This is a genomic window from Caldimonas sp., from assembly GCF_046291045.1.
Lineage (GTDB): Bacteria > Pseudomonadota > Gammaproteobacteria > Burkholderiales > Burkholderiaceae_C > Caldimonas.
The window spans coordinates 20,101-37,232 of record NZ_JBKBSL010000004.1 but is presented as its reverse complement, the minus strand read 5'-3'; the positions used below and the strand labels follow the sequence as shown (position 1 = coordinate 37,232).

General features: G+C 68.2%; 14 protein-coding genes. All 14 read right to left on the bottom strand.

Going from position 1 to position 17,132, the window contains the following annotated elements:
- Positions 1-114: 114 nt before the first annotated feature.
- The 14 genes from ACK4ZD_RS02410 to fliD all read right to left on the bottom strand — a co-directional run bounded on the left by ACK4ZD_RS02410 (position 115) and on the right by fliD (position 17,132).
- Entirely contained in the window at positions 115-1,110 is a 996-nt protein-coding gene (locus ACK4ZD_RS02410; RefSeq protein ID WP_409658275.1) for an HlyD family efflux transporter periplasmic adaptor subunit, read from the bottom strand.
- Positions 1,107-3,212 carry a TolC family protein gene (locus ACK4ZD_RS02405; RefSeq protein ID WP_409658272.1) on the bottom strand — a complete coding sequence of 702 codons (2,106 nt, stop codon included), beginning with the start codon at positions 3,210-3,212 and terminating at the stop codon, positions 1,107-1,109. The genes ACK4ZD_RS02410 and ACK4ZD_RS02405 overlap by 4 nt, the downstream gene beginning before the upstream one ends.
- Positions 3,213-3,223: 11 nt before the next feature.
- Positions 3,224-4,549 carry a glycosyltransferase family 2 protein gene (locus ACK4ZD_RS02400; RefSeq protein WP_409658269.1) on the bottom strand — a complete coding sequence of 442 codons (1,326 nt, stop codon included), beginning with the start codon at positions 4,547-4,549 and terminating at the stop codon, positions 3,224-3,226.
- A 2-nt stretch (positions 4,550-4,551) separates the two neighbouring features.
- Positions 4,552-5,946 carry a diguanylate cyclase domain-containing protein gene (locus ACK4ZD_RS02395; protein ID WP_409658266.1) on the bottom strand — a complete coding sequence of 465 codons (1,395 nt, stop codon included), beginning with the start codon at positions 5,944-5,946 and terminating at the stop codon, positions 4,552-4,554.
- A 167-nt stretch (positions 5,947-6,113) separates the two neighbouring features.
- Positions 6,114-7,469 (bottom strand): methyl-accepting chemotaxis protein, encoded by a 1,356-nt coding sequence (locus ACK4ZD_RS02390; protein ID WP_409658263.1) that lies wholly within the window; start codon positions 7,467-7,469, stop codon positions 6,114-6,116.
- 43 nt (positions 7,470-7,512) lie between these two features.
- Positions 7,513-8,226 (bottom strand): RNA polymerase sigma factor FliA, encoded by a 714-nt coding sequence (locus tag ACK4ZD_RS02385; protein WP_409658260.1) that lies wholly within the window; start codon positions 8,224-8,226, stop codon positions 7,513-7,515.
- A gap of 17 nt (positions 8,227-8,243) precedes the next feature.
- Entirely contained in the window at positions 8,244-9,053 is an 810-nt protein-coding gene (locus ACK4ZD_RS02380; RefSeq protein ID WP_409658257.1) for a hypothetical protein, read from the bottom strand.
- Positions 9,046-10,602 (bottom strand): flagellar biosynthesis protein FlhF, encoded by a 1,557-nt coding sequence (flhF, locus tag ACK4ZD_RS02375; RefSeq protein ID WP_409658254.1) that lies wholly within the window; start codon positions 10,600-10,602, stop codon positions 9,046-9,048. The genes ACK4ZD_RS02380 and flhF overlap by 8 nt, the downstream gene beginning before the upstream one ends.
- Positions 10,599-12,701: a flagellar biosynthesis protein FlhA gene (gene flhA / locus ACK4ZD_RS02370; protein WP_409658251.1), complete on the bottom strand. Its 2,103-nt coding sequence runs from the start codon at positions 12,699-12,701 to the stop codon at positions 10,599-10,601. The genes flhF and flhA overlap by 4 nt, the downstream gene beginning before the upstream one ends.
- Positions 12,701-13,864, bottom strand: coding sequence for a flagellar biosynthesis protein FlhB (locus ACK4ZD_RS02365; protein ID WP_409658248.1), 1,164 nt, complete (start codon positions 13,862-13,864; stop codon positions 12,701-12,703). The genes flhA and ACK4ZD_RS02365 overlap by 1 nt, the downstream gene beginning before the upstream one ends.
- 119 nt (positions 13,865-13,983) lie before the next feature.
- Positions 13,984-14,754 (bottom strand): flagellar brake protein, encoded by a 771-nt coding sequence (locus tag ACK4ZD_RS02360; protein WP_409658246.1) that lies wholly within the window; start codon positions 14,752-14,754, stop codon positions 13,984-13,986.
- A gap of 53 nt (positions 14,755-14,807) precedes the next feature.
- On the bottom strand, positions 14,808-15,110 hold the full coding sequence (locus tag ACK4ZD_RS02355; protein WP_409658455.1) for a flagellar protein FliT: 303 nt from the start codon (positions 15,108-15,110) through the stop codon (positions 14,808-14,810).
- Positions 15,111-15,174: 64 nt separating this feature from the next.
- A complete protein-coding gene (fliS, locus tag ACK4ZD_RS02350) occupies positions 15,175-15,579 on the bottom strand; it encodes a flagellar export chaperone FliS (protein ID WP_409658243.1) in 405 nt (134 codons plus the stop codon).
- 164 nt (positions 15,580-15,743) lie between these two features.
- Positions 15,744-17,132 (bottom strand): flagellar filament capping protein FliD, encoded by a 1,389-nt coding sequence (gene fliD, locus ACK4ZD_RS02345; RefSeq protein WP_409658241.1) that lies wholly within the window; start codon positions 17,130-17,132, stop codon positions 15,744-15,746.

The window sequence follows — 17,132 nt, the reverse complement described above, 5'->3', positions numbered from 1 at the left end:
GCAGTGGAGGGGTCGCACGCGCCGCCCCCCAATTTTTTTCAGTCAGCGCCGATGATGGAGCAGCTGCTGCGCGGTTTCATCCTCCATCCGGGGGAGGGGCCCCGCCAGGGGGCCTCACCACAGGCCGAACTGCACGTCCAGCGGCAAGCCGTGAATGCGGTAGCGCGCCGGCAGGGGCTCCAAGGGGCGCAGCATCACCAGCACCGACGCTGTGCGCGGTGACAGCGGGGAGACCCGGTCGGCCGGCAGACGCTCCACATGGGGCACGATCTCGGCCACCTCGGCCGCAGCGCGGTGCCCGTCGGCAAAACGCAGGGTGACGCGCCGGCCCGGCTGGGCGCGCCGCGCTTCGGCAGGGTCGAGGTAGGCCTGCACCTGGGGCGGGCCCGCCGACTGCAGCAGCACCGCCTCGGCGCCTGCCGGGTGCCACTCGCCGGCATGCACGTACACGCGGGCCACCTGAGCATCGAAAGCGGCTGGGACGACCGCGGCAACGAGGGCGGCCTGAGCCGGCGCCGCGACGGCAGCCTGTCCCTGGGCGGCCAGAGCTTCTCGGTGCTCGGCCAGTTCGCCGCGGGCGCGGTTGAGGTCGGCCTGGGCCTGCAGCGCCTGCACCCGCGCGGCCTCGACCTCAGGCCGCGTGGCCGCCCCCTGGGCCTGCAGGGCCTCGATGCGGGCCAGGCGCTCCCGACGCAGCCGCCACTGCCGCTCGGCCAGGGCCACGGCCTCGCGCAACATGCGGTCGCGGGCCTGCCCCACCGGCAGCGGCATCGACGGCCTCTGGGACGCGGGGGCGGACACCGCCGATTCGCGCATCCGCAACACCGGTGCACCGGCCGCCAGGGCCTGCCCCTGCGCGGCCACGTACTCGATCAGGCCCGCCTGCGGTACGCGCACCACGCTTTGCTCGAGCACCACGCTGGCGGGCACCTGAGCGAACAGCACGCCGCCCAAGAAGCGCGCGGCCAGGTACAACGGTGCGGCCATCACCAAAGCCAGCAGCAAGTACCAGCGCCAGCGCGGCACCTGCCGCTTGGCCGCAGCGTAGCGCACCGCCAGGCCGCTAGGATCCTGGCCGGCGCCGGGCGGTGCATCGAAGCGAATTTTCATGGCGGTGCGTCGAGATAGGTTTCCAGGGACTGCACGAGCCAGCCGCCATAGCGGGGATGGCCCGACAAGGCCTCGTGCCAGGCCTGCCACTGCGCCAGCGCCGCGATGCGCCCGCGGTGGAAGTGGCTGTGGACGGCATCGAGGGTCGGCTCGATGCTCCAGGCCAAGGAAACGGTCAGCCCCTCGGGGACGGCGTCCAGGATCTGGCGGGCCCGTTGTACAGCCCGCTGCGGGTGGGTGACATAGACCATCGCCACCACCTCGTCCACGCCGGCCTCGCGCAGTTGCCGGCCCAGGCGGGCCTCGGTCAGCTCGCGGGGGTGGGTGGTCAGTACGATGGGCCAGTCCACGGTGCGGCGCACGGCCGACACCGTATCCAGCAGGTCACGCGCCCAGCGACGCTGGTGCTGCGGTGGCAACTGACTGCGTTCGAGATCCAGGTGCACGGCGTCGAAGGGCAGCGCGCGCCAAGCCGCCAGCCGGGCCAGCAAGTCGCCACGATGCTGGGGCAGCACCCAGGTCGGTTCACCGAGCAGCCACTCGGCGCGCCACCCGCGCGCCCGCAGACGAGCCAGCAGGTCGAGCAGCCGCTGGTGCGCCGAGGGGTCGAGAGTCAGGCGCTCGAGTTGCGCCGCGTCGAACGACAGCAGCACTCGGCCGGTGCCTGCGGGCAGGCGGTCCAGCCGGGACGGGTCGTCCAGCAGCGCCTGGGCCTGCCAGACATACCAGCCCATCGGCCCGGCAGCCGGCGCCGGTGCGACCGCATCCGCGGCCAGGTTCTGTGACAACGCCGCCAGCGCCTGGGTCTCCAGGTTCTCGTCGGGCGCGGCGGCGGCGTCGCACTCGCCCGCCAGGGCCAACACCTGCACGTCGGCCAAGGCGGCACGCTCGCGCGCGTCCAGGTGGTCCACCAGTGTCTGGTACAGCGCATAACGTGCCTGCGCGGCCCGCTCGTACCCGTCCCCCTCCTGCAAGGCATGGGCCCGCAGGCTGGCCACGCGCGCGCCCTGCAGCGCTGCCTCGAGCCGCCGCGCATAGGTCGAGCGCTCTTGGCCGCGCAACTCCCGTTCGTCCAGGGCCTGCGCAATGGCCAGGCGCTGCTCCTGTTCGCGCAAGGCCACGAGGGCTTGGGCCTGCGCGGCCCGGCTGCGAGCCTGGGCCTGGCGGGCGTCGTGCCAGCGACGCCATTGCAGCGGCACGCTCAGGTCCACGCCGATGGCGGTGCCGTAGCCGGCTGGTCCTCCCAGGTCGCGGCTGAGGCCGTGCGACAGGCTCACACCGGCCTCGACGCCATCCCAGCGCAGGCGGCGGGCCTCCTGCTGCGCCGCCTGCCCCTCCAGCCGCGCCAGAGCCACCGGCAAGGCTTCGGCGGCGGCCCCGGCCAGCCTCTCGGGATCGAAGCACGAAGTGCTCCACTGCGGCCAAGGCACCGCCGGTGGCGCCGGCCCCTCCAAACCCGTCCGCAGGGTCAGTTCACGCCAAGCCAGACGTTGGGCGAACCGCTGTCGAGCCAGGTCGCGCTCGACGGTGTCGGCCTGGGTCTGGTAGGCCAGACGATCCGCCCCGAGCAGCAGGCCGGCGTCGCGTCGCCGGTCCAGCCCTGCCTGAAGCGCCTCTCGTTGCGCCAGCCAGGCGCGCGCGGCCGCCTCGCGAGCCTGCGCGGCGGCCAGGGCCACGTAGGCCCGGCGCACCTCGGTGCGCACGGCCTGGCGCGCGTCCTGCTCGCGCAGGCGGGCCGCTGCCACGGCCGTGTCGGCCTCGTCCAGGGCGCGCTGCGCGGCCAGCCGGCTGCCCAGCAAGGGCCAGCGCACACCAAGCTGGACCTGGCCGCGTTCGTAGCGGCGCACGGTGGTGTCGGTCAGGGCCTCGCGTGCGCGGGCCAGCCCCGCCCCGGCCTGCAGCCGCGCACCATCGAGCGCCTGCGCGGCCTCGCGCTGATGCAGGCGCTGCTCCAGCTCGGCCTGGGCCAGGCGGCGTGCCAGGGCCTGGTCCAGAGCCTGGGCTTCCCAGGCGGCCAGCGGCAGGCTGCCGGCCCGGGCGGCCGGCGCGAGGGCGGCCAGGCCCAGGATCAGGGCCGCCGCATGCGACCAAAGGAGCCACAATCGCCGCATCATCAGAACTTGGTCTTGCGCAGCACCCACCAGGGCGCCATCGAGGAATCGAGATGGGCCTTCAGGAACATCTCCTGCAGCGTCGACAGCGAGCAGTGCACACGGTTGACGAAGGCGAACAGCGGGAACGGGACCAGCCAGCCCAGGTAGGCCAGATCCTCGAGCGGCCGTTCGGACACCACCACCACATACAGCAGGAAGTACAGCACCAGGGCGGCCAGGTAGACGACGTAGACGAACCCGAGCACCCCCAGCACCGCGCCAGCGGGCAGCGTCCAGAACAGCACGCCGGTGTAGGCCACGATCATGAAGGGCATCACCACCTGCAGGAACAGGCCGTTGAAGGTGACGAAGAGGAAGTTGGGCCAGCCCAACAGCCGCGGACGCAAGTTGTAGCGGAACTTGCGCACATACAGATAGAACAGGTCGCCATCCCAGCGCAGGCGTTGGCGGAAGAAGCCGCGCCAGGTGTCGGGCGCATCGGTGTGGCCCACGGCATGCGGATCGAAGACGATCCGCAAGCCCGGGTGGCGCCCGAAGTACTGCTTGATGCGCAGCGTGATGTCCAAGTCCTCGGCCGTGCCGGCATCCCAGCCGCCCAGGTTGCGGATGAAGGCGGTGCGGAACACGCCAAAGGCGCCCGAGATGTTGTTGACGAGGTTGAACTCCGACAGCCCGGTCTTGCCCGCCCCGATGGACAGCATGTACTCCAGCGCCTGAAGGCGCGTGGCCATCGATTGGCCGGCGTTACGCACACGCAGGCAGCCGGCCACGCCCACCACGCGCGGGTCGTCGAAGTGTCGCGTGGCGTGGCGCACCATGTCGTTGTCGAACGAGGTGTCGCCGTCCAGCGCCATCACCACCTCGCCGGTGGCGATCTGCAATCCCGCGTTGAGTGCGGACACCCGCCCGCCGCGCTGCCACTTGGGCAGCACGATGAGCTGCCGCCTCGGCAAGCCGGCGACCAGATCCTGGGCGCGCCGGGCCGCCTCCAGCGTGGCCCGGTTCTGCACGGCCCCGTCCACCATCACGACGATCTCGATGAATCCGGGATAGTCCTGCTGAGCCAGGCTGTGGATGGTCTTGCGCACATCCTCGCCTTCGGCATAGCAGGTGACCAGACAGGACACCCTTGGATAGCGTTCGCGCTGCCGGTCGGGTCGGTGCTCGCGCAGGCCGAAACGCACGATGCCGGCCATCACGAGGACGTACAGCGGCAGCTCCAGCAGCAGCACGAAGGGGAAGAATTTGAGGGCGATCTCCAGCCAGCCCTGTTCACTGGTGGACAGGACGAGCGTACCGAAAGCATGAACCGCTTGCTCCCACATGCTCAGGCTTCGGCCAGTCGCTGCATCAGGCGGTCGCAGTCGTCGCCGGCGCGCAAGTCCTCGGGCACGGCCAGGCAGGTGATGCGCGCGCGCAGGCCCACACCGCCCTCGGCACGGGCCTGCTGGTCCAGCAGATGCTGCACACGCGCGGCCAGCCCAGCGGCCTGCGAAAAAGGCAGGAAGAACCACAGCCGCTCCTCCGCCGTGCGTGTGGTCACATCCGAGGCGCGCAGCAGCTCGTGCAGACGGCGGGCGAATTCATCGAGCATCAGGTAAGCCCGCGCCGCGCCGTGGCGCTCGACGAATTCGGCTGCATTCAGGAACTCCACCATCATCAGGCCGAACTGCATCTGCGCATGCCGCGACCGGGCGGCCAGGGCCCAGTTCACGAGCTGGCGGAACTGCGCCGGCACCACGTAGTTGGCGCTGTCCAGGGCCGCCATCGATTCCTGGACCTGCCCGGCACGCAGCGCGGCGCGGCCTTGGGCACTCAGCCGCAGGGCGCTGATCTCGTGCACGTCCAGCTCGCTGGGCTCGGCCGTGGCGTTGCAGTCCAGACAGCGCGCTTGCACGGCCGATTCGACGAAGACATGGTGGCAACTTGCGCAGGCCAGTTGCGTCAGCGGGCGGTCGTAGTCCACGCCGATGTGGCGCAGACGGGCCGCGCACTTCGGGCAGCTCAGCCCGGACTCCCCGCGGAAGTCGGCCTCGGGCGCGACATGGCCGCAGGTGAAACAGTGCAGGGAAGGCGACTTGCGGATCTCGATGCTGCTGCAATGCGGGCAGACATCGAGATAGTGCAGATGGGCGCTACCGCAAGAGCGGCAATGACGCGTGCGATCGATCAGCCGCGAGGGCTCCAACAGGCCTCGACGCACGAGCGCCACCCTCGCGACCATGGGATCCTCGCCCTCGCGCGCCAGCATGTCCAGCACGGGATAGTGATACAGCGAAGCAAGGTGACGGTCGCGCACAGGCAGCAGCTCGGCCCCGTCGCGCTGGACCAGGAAATACAACACTCGCTCGTCGAAGTGCAGGGCCTGCGCTTGGAGATTCAGGCTGCGGCGCACGGCCAGCGCTCGCTCCCCAGCCTGGCGGGCCTGCTCGATGCTTCCTACCCCGTCCAGCCAGGCAGCCCGCACACCAGCCTCGTCGGCCCACACGGGACGGTCCCACCACTGCGAGGCGCGGATGCGTGCGACCATCGCCCGCAGCGTCGCATCGTCCCAACCGGTCAGGTAAAAGGCCAAGGCCTGCGCCCCGCTGCGCTCCCAGGCGTTCCAGGAATCGAACTCGCCACCGGCCGACCCGACGCCCGGGGCCAGCGGCCCACGCAGCACGGCCACGTGCAACTGGCGGCGATCCTCCGTCGATGGGGCGAGCAGTTCGGTGAACAAGAGATTTCTCCGTAGCCTCTTTCGAGGCCTGGATTCAGTCATTTGTAACTGAGTTTATATAACGGACCGAGGGTTCCTCCGGATGCACAGGCTGGCCGACGCTGCGGGCACATTCGTGCGTTTGTTCATAAAAAAGGGCGCTCACGGCGCCCCTGCGGTTGATCGGATCAGAACTGGTAGGCCAGGCGCAGCCCGCCCCAGTGCCGCCCCTGCACCTCGATCGGCGCCGAGGCCTCCTTCATCAGCACGAAGCGGCCGCCCCCCATGTCGCGGCGGTAGGTCTGCAACAGGAAGGGCCGCCGGTTGCGGGCGCTGGCCAGGCCGGTGCGGTCGTCGAAGATGCGGCGGTAACGGCTGTGGGCGGTGTTCCAGACCACGTCGCCGGGGCGCTGCGGCTGGCAGTACTTGCGGTTGTGGGTGGGGACGTAGCCGTTGCGGTCCACGGCAATGCAGTAGACCACCTTGGGTGACAGCTCCAGCAGCTTCTCCTGCACCTGCGGGAACAGCCGGTCGGTCAGGGCGACGAAGCGGGTCTCGAACTGGGGCGGGTTGGTGCCGGCGATCGGGCGGTACTGCTCGTCGAACAGGTCGGCCAGGCTGATCGCGCCGGTGCGCACGGCGTCCTCCAGCAGGCGGGCGATCTGAGCGGCCGCCTGCTGGGCGGCCTGGATGTAGGGACTGTCTTCGGTCTCGATGCCGCTGGCGGCGGTGAGTTCCATCAGGTGCTCACTGACCTTGAGGAAGGACTCGCTGCGCTGGAGGGCCTGCTGCAGCGCCTGGGCGGTCTGGCGGGTCTCGCGCTCGATGAGCGCCATCTCCTCGTTCATGCCCGCGCTGAGCTGCCGGCTGTGGGCGGCGGCCTGGGCGATGCGCCCCACACCGCCCTCGACCTCGGCCAGTGCGGCATGGAAGGCGCCCTGGCGGCCTTCGCTGCCCTCGCTGCGGATCTCGCGCGCCAGGGTGCCGATGCGCTCGTCGAGCGTGCCCACCGTGCCCATGATCTGCTTGGACGAGGCCTCGACCTTGGCGGCCAGATCCTTGACGGCGTCGGCCACCACGCCGAAACCGCGGCCGGCCTCGCCGGCCCGCTTGGCCTCGACCGAGGCGTTGAAGGCCACGAGCCGGGTCTGCATCGCGATCTGCGTGATCTGCTGGGCGGCCTCGGCCACCTCGCGCAGTGTGTCCACCACGCCGGCCACGCCGCGGCCGACACCCTCCACCGCCTCGCGCGCACGGCCCACGGCCTGCAGGCTCTGCTCGGTGACGTCGCCGATGCCATCCTGGGCCTTGACGATGGTGCGAAGATGGTCGGCCAAGGTGGAGACGGCCTGTTGCTGGCGCTCGGCGCTGCGAATGCTGTCGTCGAGCACGCCGCGCACCTCGGCCGCCTCGCGGCCCAGGCCGGAGGTCTCCTGCTGCAGGGACTGAATCAGCGCGCGCGCGTCCGTCCCACCGCCGACGGCCGGGGCCTGAGCCGGCGCGGACTGGGCCTGGCCTTCACGGCCTCGAAACAGGGTCAACATGGTTCATCTCCTCGCACCGTGACACCGGCCTTCCCTGGGCGTTTCACCATTCGCGCAGCTTCACGCGCAGGCGGGCGATCGACTGGCTGTGCAGCTGGCACACCCTCGATTCGGTCACGCCCAGCACGGCGGCGATCTCTTTCAGGTTCATGTCCTGTTCGTAGTACATGCTCATCACGTACTGCTCGCGCTCGGGCAGGGTCTTGATGGCCGCCACCAGGGCCTCGCGCAGGCGCCGGTCGTTGAGTTGGCTCAGGGGATCGGCCTCCTGGTCGGCCACGTGACGGTCCAGATAGTCGTGGTCGCCCTCGTCGCCGCTCATGTCCTCCAGGTAGACGAGCTGGGTGCCACGCACCTTGCTGAGCAACTCCTGATAGTCGGCCAGGCTCATGCCCATTTCCTGAGCGATCTCGCTTTCCAACGGCGCGCGCCCCAGCTTCTGTTCGAGCCGGTGCACGGCCGCCTCGATGGAGCGCTGCTGCTTGCGGTGGCCGCGGCTCATCCAGTCGGCCCCGCGCAGTTCGTCGAGCATCGCGCCGCGGATGCGCTGGGTCGCGAAGGTCTCGAACTGCACCCCCTGGCTGGTGTCGAAACGGCTGAGCGCATCGTTCAGGCCGATCATGCCGACCTGGATGAGGTCGTCGATCTCCACGTTGGCCGGCAGCTTGGCGATCATCTGGTGCGCCAGGCGGCGCACGAGAGGGCTGTACTGCTGCAGCATCGCGTGGTTGTCGAGGCGGCCTTTGGCGGTGTACATGGGCAAGCGCTCCGGGATCAGTTGAACGCACAAGGGGTGACCTGGGCGGTCACGGGCCTGGCCGCTCCCGTCCAGCCTGCGTCTTCGTCGTCTTGCAGCGAGAACGGCAGGGCGTGGTGCAACAAGGTGGTGGACAGCGGGTGCAAGGCCCGGGCCAGATCGGCCTCGGACTGTACCGCCGTGCAGGCGATGGCTTCGAGATGAACCGTGCCCCCCAGGAATTCCTGCACACAATGCGCCAGACGGTCGGCCGCCGCTGGCATGCCCAGGGTGGGCGTGGCCAGATCCATCACGACGGCATGCTCGCCCAGGCCGGCATACTGCAGCAGGATCTTGATCGCGGCATAAGCCTCGGTCAGGCTGGGCGCGTCGTCGCCGGCAAAGATCAGCGGCCGCACGCGGCGCCCGGCGAACAGGCCACTGAGCAACGCCGCATCGGCATGGAAGACGATGACATCGGCGCTGGGCGCGGCTTCTCGCAGGGCCTCGAAGAGCAGTGCGGCCGAGCCGGGCGCTTCGCCGAACCAGGCCAGTGTCGGGCTGGCGGCCAGCACGCAGGTGTGGGCATCGAGAGGGTCGATCCACTGCCCCAGGTCGAGGTCGCGGGCCACGGCCTCGGCCACGTCCACGCCGGTGGTGTAGGGGCTCGGGGCCGCGTCAACCACCAGGGTGTGCAAGTCCTGGGCCGCAAAGCCGTGGCACAGCCCCTCGAGCAGCATGTGAGCCCCCCGAGCAAACGGGTTGGCAGCCACCGGCAGCAGATGCACGGTGTGATGGGCGAACAGGCGACGCAGCCCGTAGGCCTGATCGTAGGCGCGCTCAGACATGCACCGCCCCCTGAGCCGCTGCGCGCGAGACCACCGGCGCGGTGAAGACGAGGTTGACGTCGTCGCGGTCGAGGCGGTAGGCCGCGCTGCCCCCGCCCCGCAGGGCGCGGTGCACCAGGGCCTGGGCCGACATGCGGTGCCAGTCCTCGGGCACGCGCTGGCCATTGGCCACCCCCAGCACCGGCAGCTTGTGACGGATCACTGCGTCCAGCGCCGGGCCCAGCTTGACGGCCTCGTCGATCTTGGACAGAACCACCCCCTTGCACTGATTGGCGCGGTAACCGATGAGCACATCCTCGATGGTCTCGCCCTGGGCGGCGGCGTTGACCACCAACACACGCTGGATGCGACGGTGGCTGACCATCTCCAGCAGCTCCTGCGTGCGCGTGTCGCGCTGGGCGATGCCGGCCGTGTCGATCAGGACCATCTTCTTGGACGACAGCAGTTCGAGCAGATCCTCCAGCGCCGCGCGGTCGTGCGCGGTATGCACCGCCACGCCAATGATGCGGCCATAGGCGCGCAACTGCTCATGGGCACCGACGCGGTAGGCATCCAGCGTCACCAGGCCCAGGTTGGAAGCTCCGTACCGCGCAGCAAAGGCCGCCGCCAGCTTGGCCGTCGTGGTGGTCTTGCCCACCCCGGTGGAGCCCACCAGAGCGTAGACGCCGCCTTCGTCCTCCAGGGCCGGCCCCTCCTCGCCCGTCAGCAGGTTGCGCTCGAGCACCCCGGCCACCCAAGCATGGAGGTCGGCCGCGTCATGCGGGGTGTGGGCAGCGAGCTTGCGGATCAACGCCGGCGAGAAGCCACAATCGAGCAGCTTCTGCGTGAGCTGGGCCTGGGCCGGATTGCGCTGCATCTTCTCCATGAACGCCAGGGCACCGAAGCGCTCCTCGATCAGTCCCTTCATCTCGCGCAGCTCGGCGAGCATGGCACGATCCTCGGCCGCCGGTGCGGCCGGCGCCGCGGGTGCCCAAGCCGCCTCATCGGCCAGGGCCGGCACCGTGGGCGCCGGCGCCGCAGCGCGGACCGGGGCGGCGGCCTCGCCGGCCGGGGCAACGGCCGTGCGGCCCGCCTTGCGCTGCGCGGCGCGCTCGGCCAGACGCTGCTCGACGGGCAGGCCGGACGCCACGGGGACGGCCGCGATGGGCGCCGCCGCGGGCATCGCGGCCGGATGCGTGACGGCTGCAGCCGTCTGGGCCTGCTGCTGCAGGGCCGCCTGACGGCGCTTGAGCATGCGCTCGCGGACGTAGTCCTGGAACGACAGCGTGCTCATCGCGAGCTGTTCCACGTCCTTGGCCACCGCCGGGGCGGCGGGAACGGCCTTCGGCGCGGCCCCACCGGTCGCAGCGGGCGCTTTCGCGGTGGCTGCCGCCGGGGCGGGGTGGCTGAAGGTCTCCAGCGCCGCGACGCTTTCAGGCGCCATGGCCAGCACTTCCACACCTTCCCGGCACGGACGGGTGGACAGGATCACGGCGTCCTCGCCAAAGGCCTGGCGAACCTGCACCAGGGCGTCGCGCGAGGTCTTCGCGACAAAGCGTTTGACGTTCATGCGGTGCCTCCAATGACGGAGCCGATGCGGATGGTGTGGGTGTCAGGAATCTCGCTGTGGCTCAACACAGCCAGACGCGGTGCGGCGCGCTTGAGCAGCCGCGCGAGGGCCGGACGGATCGCGTCCGGCACGAGCAGGCATGCAGGCACCCCCAGATCCTCCTGCTTTTTGCTGGCGCGAGCAGCGCACTGCGTCAGATGCTCGGCCACCCCGGGGTCGAGGCTCGCTCCATGCGGAGAAGTCAGCGCTTGAGTGACCAGACGCTCCAGTTCGGGTTCGATGGCGATCACATCGAGCTCCTTCACCGGACCGTAAATCTGCTGCACGATGGCCGGCGCCAAGGCCACACGAATACGACGCGTGAGTTCGGCAGGATCGGTCACGCTGGCAGCGTGCTCGGCAAGCGTCTCCACGATGGTACGCATGTCGCGGATGTGGACGGATTCCTCCAACAGCATCTGGAGCACTTTTTGCAATGTGGGGATGCTGACCATCTTGGGTACCACGTCCTCGATGAGCTTGGGTGCCAACTTCGTCACGTGATCCACGAGCTGCTGCACTTCGGTGCGTCCCAGCAGCTTGGCCGCGTGAACCTGCATCAAGTGTGAGAGATGGGTGGCCACGACAGTCGAGGAATCAACCACCGTATAGCCAGCCATTTGGGCGCTTTCCCGCTGGGCCTCCTCGATCCACACCGCGGGCAAGCCGAAAGCCGGGTCGGTGGTGGTGGTGCCGATCAGCGGTGTGCTGGCATGTCCAGGATTGATGGCCAGGAGCAAACCGGGGAAGCACTCCCCCTCACCCACCACCGCGCCGCGCAGCAAGACCCGATAGACGCTGGGCTTGAGCTCCAGGTTGTCGCGGATGTGCACCGAAGGCGGCAGGAAGCCCACGTCTTGCGCGAACTTGCGGCGTACGCCCTTGATGCGCGCCAGCAGGTCCCCCTGACGGTCCTTGTCCACGAGCTGGATCAGCCGATAGCCCACCTCCAGGCCCAGGATGTCCACCGGCTGCAGATCGTCCCAGCTCGCTTCGGCATTCGGGCTGGCCTGCTGGGCCGCCGCCGGGGTGTGCTGGGCCTGCAGCCGGGCCCGCTCCTGGCGCCGATGCAGGTGGTGGGCCGCATAGCCCAGGCCGCCGGCGATCGCCAGGAACACCAGGTGCGGCATGCCCGGGATCACGCCCATCACGCCGATGACGCCAGCCGTGATGCTCAGGGCCTTGGGCGAATGGAGCACCTGGCCGGTGATCTGCGTGCCGACATCGTGCTCCTTGCCCACGCGCGAGACCACCATTGCCGCGGCGATCGAGATCAGCAGCGCCGGGATCTGCGCCACCAGCGCATCGCCCACGGCCAGCAGGATGTAGGAGTTGGCCGCCTGAGAGGCATTCAGTCCGTGCTGCACCATGCCGATGACCAAGCCGCCGACGATGTTGATGAGCAGGATCAGGATGCCCGCGATGGCATCGCCGCGCACGAACTTCGAGGCGCCGTCCATGGAGCCGAAGAACTCGGCTTCCTCGCCCACCTCGGCACGGCGGCGCTTGGCTTCCTTCTCGTCGATCAGGCCGGCGTTCAGGTCGGCATCGATGGCCATCTGCTTGCCGGGCATCGCGTCCAGCGTGAAGCGCGCGCCCACCTCGGCGATGCGCTCGGCCCCCTTGGTGACCACGACGAAGTTGATCACCACCAGGATCGCGAACACGATCAGGCCCACCGCGAAGTTGCCGCCGATCAGGAAGTGGCCGAAGCTTTCGATCACCTGGCCGGCCGCGCCCGTGCCGGTGTGGCCTTCGAGCAGCACGACGCGCGTGGACGCCACGTTCAGCGACAGTCGCAGCATCGTAGTCAGCAGCAGCACCGAAGGGAAGGCCGCAAAGTCCAGCGGCCTCACCATGTAGGCCGACACCATCATCACCATCAGCGCGCAGGCGATGTTGAAGGTGAACAGCAGATCCAGCAGGAAGGGCGGCAGCGGCAGCACCATCATCGTCAGGATGAGCACCACCAGCAGCGGCGCGGCCAGCGCCTTCAAGGGCACACTGCCCAGAAGCTCCTGCAAGGGGCGCGGCAGGGCGGGGATGGAAGCATTGCTCATCATTCAGCCTCGGCGATGTCCGCTGGCGTCTTGCCGTGATGCGGATCGAGTTCCTCGGGCACCTGCAGGGCCGGCAACTCACCCGGCATGGGGGCCTGGCCGGCCATCGCAGCACGCAGCTGGTACACATAAGCCAGCACCTGCGCCACGGCGGCATACAAAGCGGCCGGGATCTCGCGGTCGAGCTCGGCGTGGGCGTACAGCGCGCGCGCCAGCATCGGGGCCTGCAGCACCGGCACCTTGGCGTCTCGGGCCACGTCACGGATGCGCAGGGCCAGCAGGTCGGCGCCCTTGGCCACCACACGCGGGGCGCTCATGCGGCCTTCCTCGTACTTCAGCGCCACGGCGTAGTGCGTGGGGTTCATCACCACCAGATCGGCCTTGGGCACGGCGGCAATCATGCGGCGTTTGACGTTCTCGCGCATGATCGCTTTGACCTTGGACTTGACCTCCTGATTGCCCTCGAGCTCTTTGTGCTCGTCCTTGACCTCGCGGTGGCTCATCTTGAGCCGGTTCTTCAGCAGGTGACGCTGCAGGGGCACGTCCACGGCAGCGAACACGCCCAGGGCCAGCAGCAGCAGGGCCACGCCCCACACGATCAGCTGCGTGGCCTGCCCCACCGCCGCCGGCAGGGCCATGCCCAGCACGGCCGGGAAGGCGTCGAGCTGGCGGTAGAGATAGACCCCCCCGATGAGGCCCAGGATGAGCGCCAACAGGCAGGCTTTGAGCGCCTGGATCAGGTTGTCCTTGGAGAAAAGCTGCCCAAGCCCCTGGACCGGATTGAGCTTCGAAAACCGCGGCGCCAGAGCCTTCATCGTCCAGTTCCAACCCCCCGACAGCACGGCGCCCAAGGCGGCCACGCCGGCCACCCCCAAGCCCAGGGGGACCGTCACGGCCAGGAACTTCGCCGTCGCCGCGGACAGCCGCTCGGCCATGCGCGCGCTCTCCCGAACATCGGCCCCTGCAAAACGCAGTTCGCTGGCCATCATGTCCAGCATCCAGCCCGTCATCCAGGGACTGGCCGCCACCACCACGGCGATTCCGCCGGCGACGATGAGGAAATGGCCCAAATCGCGTGAACGCGCTACCTGGCCCTCTTCCCGCGCCTTGCGAATCTTGCGCTCTGATGCGGGTAGGTTCCGGTCTTGGGCGTCGTTGGACATGGCGATGGGCGGATTGCGTCATCGCCATTGTGGAAAGCCCGGCTGAGGACTTGAGCCGGAATAACGGCGCAAATCCCGCCAGTTCAGTTCATGCCCGCGAAACGAGCGGGCGCCGTGCCTCAGGGCCGGTCCAGGGCCAGCAGGCGGCGTTGCTTCTGGGTCTGGTCGATGAAGCGTTGCAGGGCCCGCAACGACTCGCCGCTCATGCCCTCCATCTCGCAGCCCATGCGCACCCCCTGGGCCGTGTCGTTCAAGGCGGTGATGTGCGCCACCCGCAGACTCGCATTGAAGCGGGTGTCGTCATCCAACTCGATCAGCGACTGGCTGATGAACGTGCCCGGCTCCAGCAAGGGCGTGCCCTCGGGCACCAAGACAGCCAGACCGCCGATGCTGACATCGAGGATGCGCAGGTCCAGCCACACATCTTCCAGGGCCGGATGGCGCAACCGCAACGAAGGGCCAACCTTCGACAGCGGACGCACCCGATAGCTCGCACGTCGCTGGAAGCGAAACACCTCGCGCGGCAGCCGCCCATTGAGTGCGCTTTGACCCGCACCTGCGTGGACATGCACCAGGCCGTCCAGGTCGAACTGGATCTTCACGCTGTCCAGGTAGCCCACCGCCACCACCTCGTCGGAGTCGAGCACCCGCTCGAGCTGGGGCTCGTGGGCCTCGACCGCAAAGCGCACCACCCCCTTGGCCTTGTTGACTTCGAAAATGGTGGTGACGAAACTCGCCCCCCGCGGCGTGGCGATGGTGAGCAGCGATTTCTGCTCCTGCATCTGGCGCAGCAAGGACAGGATTTCGAAGGGTTCGGTGATGCGGAAATCGTCCAGGGCCGAGCGCTCCTCGGGCTCCTCGGGCGACAGGGGCATGGGCATGGTTTCCATGGCAACCTCCCGTGGCGCGATCGCGACACCCGGTCGCCCGGATGCCGACGCGCTCAATGCAGTGTACGCGGCGATGTGGCCAGGAGTCGATCCAATTCGTCCAGCCAAGGCTCGGCAAGATGGCGGATCTGCGCGTCGTTACGCAGGATGCGCATCATCACGCGGTGCTTGGCGCGGGCCTGCTCTGGGCCGAGTTGGCGACCCGCCGCGACTTGCTTCAAGCGTGAAATCAAGATAGCGCACGCACCTTCCAGATGCACGACCCGATCCCAGTCTCCGCTGCGCGCCGCCTCCAGCATTTCTTGACTGGCCTTTTCGATGGCTTCGTAACAATCCAGCAGGGCATCATCGTCCATGCCGAGCTCCGGTGAGGGGCGTTGATCCTTGGCGGTATCGGTCAGCATCTGGCCATCCACCCTTTCACAGAGACTTCAAAGAGGACTTCATGGTCACCCAGGCATCCCTCACCGGCGCGAGCAGCCTGACGCATTCTTGCAGGGCGGCGTCGTCATTGTGCAAGTTGGCGTAGGTCAGCCGAGTGGTCAGGTAAAGGTACAGCATGTCGAGCGACTCGGCCACTGCGCCCCCGTCCTTCTTGTTCAGAGCGCTGCGCAAGCCCTCTTCGATGATACGAACGGCCTGACCGATCGCCGCACCCTTGGCTTCGACATCGCCGCGGGCCAGCGCCCCCCGGGCTCGGGCCATCGCATCCAAAGCGCCGTCGTACAGCATCTCCACCAGCTTGTGCGGATCGGCAGCTGCCACCCCCGTTTCGACTTGGACGTGTCCGTACGCGGTGGCTTGGCTTCGGAAGGGTGCAAACATGGTCATTGCTCGCAAAAAGATAAAGGCTTGTGCATGCTTATCGGCGCGACGAGACGCGGCTTGAGTCTGCAACGAACTCTCGTGCCAAGCGCCCCAGGAAATCGAAAGGGCCCAACTCGGGCCCCTACACGAAGATCCATCCGCCAAGCAAAGACCCTGGGTGACTACTTCGCCTTGTTCCAGTTGTTGATCGCATTCATCTGTTGCGTCACATAGTTGCTCAAGCCGTTGAGCCGGCCGAGACTGACGTCAAGCGCCTGGTACTGTGCGAGCAGGCGCTGCTGCACCAAAGCCACCCGGTCCTCGTATTGCGCCTGTTGTTGTTCATTGCGGCGAATCGAAGCCCTCAATCCATCGGTTCTTGCGGTCAGAGAGCCGCTGGTGCCGACGATCGAGTTGGCAAACGATAGAAAACGTTGGGCGAATCCCTCGTGCTCTGGGGTCGGATCGGCGGAGCGTCGCAACGCTTGCTCTAGCTCCCCGCGTTGCGTCAACGCCTGCGTCAAGCGCGTGCCGTTCAGCCTCAGAGTTCCGTCTCGCTGCAGCTCGACGCCCATACTGGACAGCGTTCCAAACACCGAAGATGCCGACGACGACTGCGTTACCAGCGAGCGCAGCCGATTGATCAAACCCACGGCAGTGCGATCGGCCTGCAAAGACCCCGCCTTCTTCGTGGCTTCGTCGTAAGCAGTCTCCTTGGCCAGAAAACGTGCCAGGTCGTTGAAGGCGTTGACGAAGTCTCCCACGCTTTTGCGCACCGCTTCATCATCGGCCGACACACTGACCTGCACGGGTGAGGCCGTGGTGCGAGAAAGCGTCAATGTCAAGCCGTCGATCACATTGCTCAAGACGTTCGAGCCTGACTCGATGCTCAACCCGTTGATCAGCACCTGCGCATTGCGCGCAGTCATCGTCTCGGTCACAGTGCCCGGCACACCTTGCTCGAAAGCCAGTGCCTGCAAGCCCACATCGCCGACCACATCGATGCGAGTCACCGCTGCATCCACACCGCTGGATGTACTGGTCAAGGCCAACCTTGCGCCGGATGCATCGCGCACGATAGACGCTCTCACCCCCACATCGGACGCATTGATCCTGTCTCGCACGCCGGCCAAGGTGGTGTCCTCCGGCCCAATCGTCACTGAAGCGGTGGACCCGTCTGCGCGCGTGAACGTCAGCGTACCTTCCCCCAGAACTGCCGATTCGTCAGCGTAGGCCGATGAGGCCAGAGACTGAGCTCTCGCCAGTTGCAAGACCTCGACGCTGTAGCTTCCAGCAGACGCCGACTCCGAGACCGTCACCCCCACCGAGGCCGCATCCGATGAGCTCGCAACGTTTTGACGCCACAAGCCCGAACGCGTGAGCTGCTCGGCGGCCGATTGCAGGTTGCCGACATAACTTTGCAGCAGCCCGAACGAAGAAAGCTGGGTCGACAGGCGAGATGCCTGTTGCTTGAGCAAATCGATCGGTCGCCGCTCGAGCGCCACGAGCTGCGAGACGATGGTTTGCACATCCAGCCCGCTTCCAACACCCGGGGACGAGATCGTAGCCAT

Bases quoted from the DNA above. Each gene is read 5' to 3' on its own strand.
- flhF (WP_409658254.1), bottom strand. From the start codon at position 10,602: ATGAACGTCAAACGCTTTGTCGCGAAGACCTCGCGCGACGCCCTGGTG.
- flhA (WP_409658251.1), bottom strand. From the start codon at position 12,701: ATGAGCAATGCTTCCATCCCCGCCCTGCCGCGCCCCTTGCAGGAGCTT.
- ACK4ZD_RS02355 (WP_409658455.1), bottom strand. From the start codon at position 15,110: ATGGACGATGATGCCCTGCTGGATTGTTACGAAGCCATCGAAAAGGCC.
- fliS (WP_409658243.1), bottom strand. From the start codon at position 15,579: ATGTTTGCACCCTTCCGAAGCCAAGCCACCGCGTACGGACACGTCCAA.
- ACK4ZD_RS02400 (WP_409658269.1), bottom strand. From the start codon at position 4,549: ATGTGGGAGCAAGCGGTTCATGCTTTCGGTACGCTCGTCCTGTCCACC.
- ACK4ZD_RS02380 (WP_409658257.1), bottom strand. From the start codon at position 9,053: ATGTCTGAGCGCGCCTACGATCAGGCCTACGGGCTGCGTCGCCTGTTC.
- ACK4ZD_RS02385 (WP_409658260.1), bottom strand. From the start codon at position 8,226: ATGTACACCGCCAAAGGCCGCCTCGACAACCACGCGATGCTGCAGCAG.
- ACK4ZD_RS02390 (WP_409658263.1), bottom strand. From the start codon at position 7,469: ATGTTGACCCTGTTTCGAGGCCGTGAAGGCCAGGCCCAGTCCGCGCCG.
- ACK4ZD_RS02360 (WP_409658246.1), bottom strand. From the start codon at position 14,754: ATGGAAACCATGCCCATGCCCCTGTCGCCCGAGGAGCCCGAGGAGCGC.
- fliD (WP_409658241.1), bottom strand. From the start codon at position 17,132: ATGGCTACGATCTCGTCCCCGGGTGTTGGAAGCGGGCTGGATGTGCAA.
- ACK4ZD_RS02410 (WP_409658275.1), bottom strand. From the start codon at position 1,110: ATGAAAATTCGCTTCGATGCACCGCCCGGCGCCGGCCAGGATCCTAGC.
- ACK4ZD_RS02365 (WP_409658248.1), bottom strand. From the start codon at position 13,864: ATGTCCAACGACGCCCAAGACCGGAACCTACCCGCATCAGAGCGCAAG.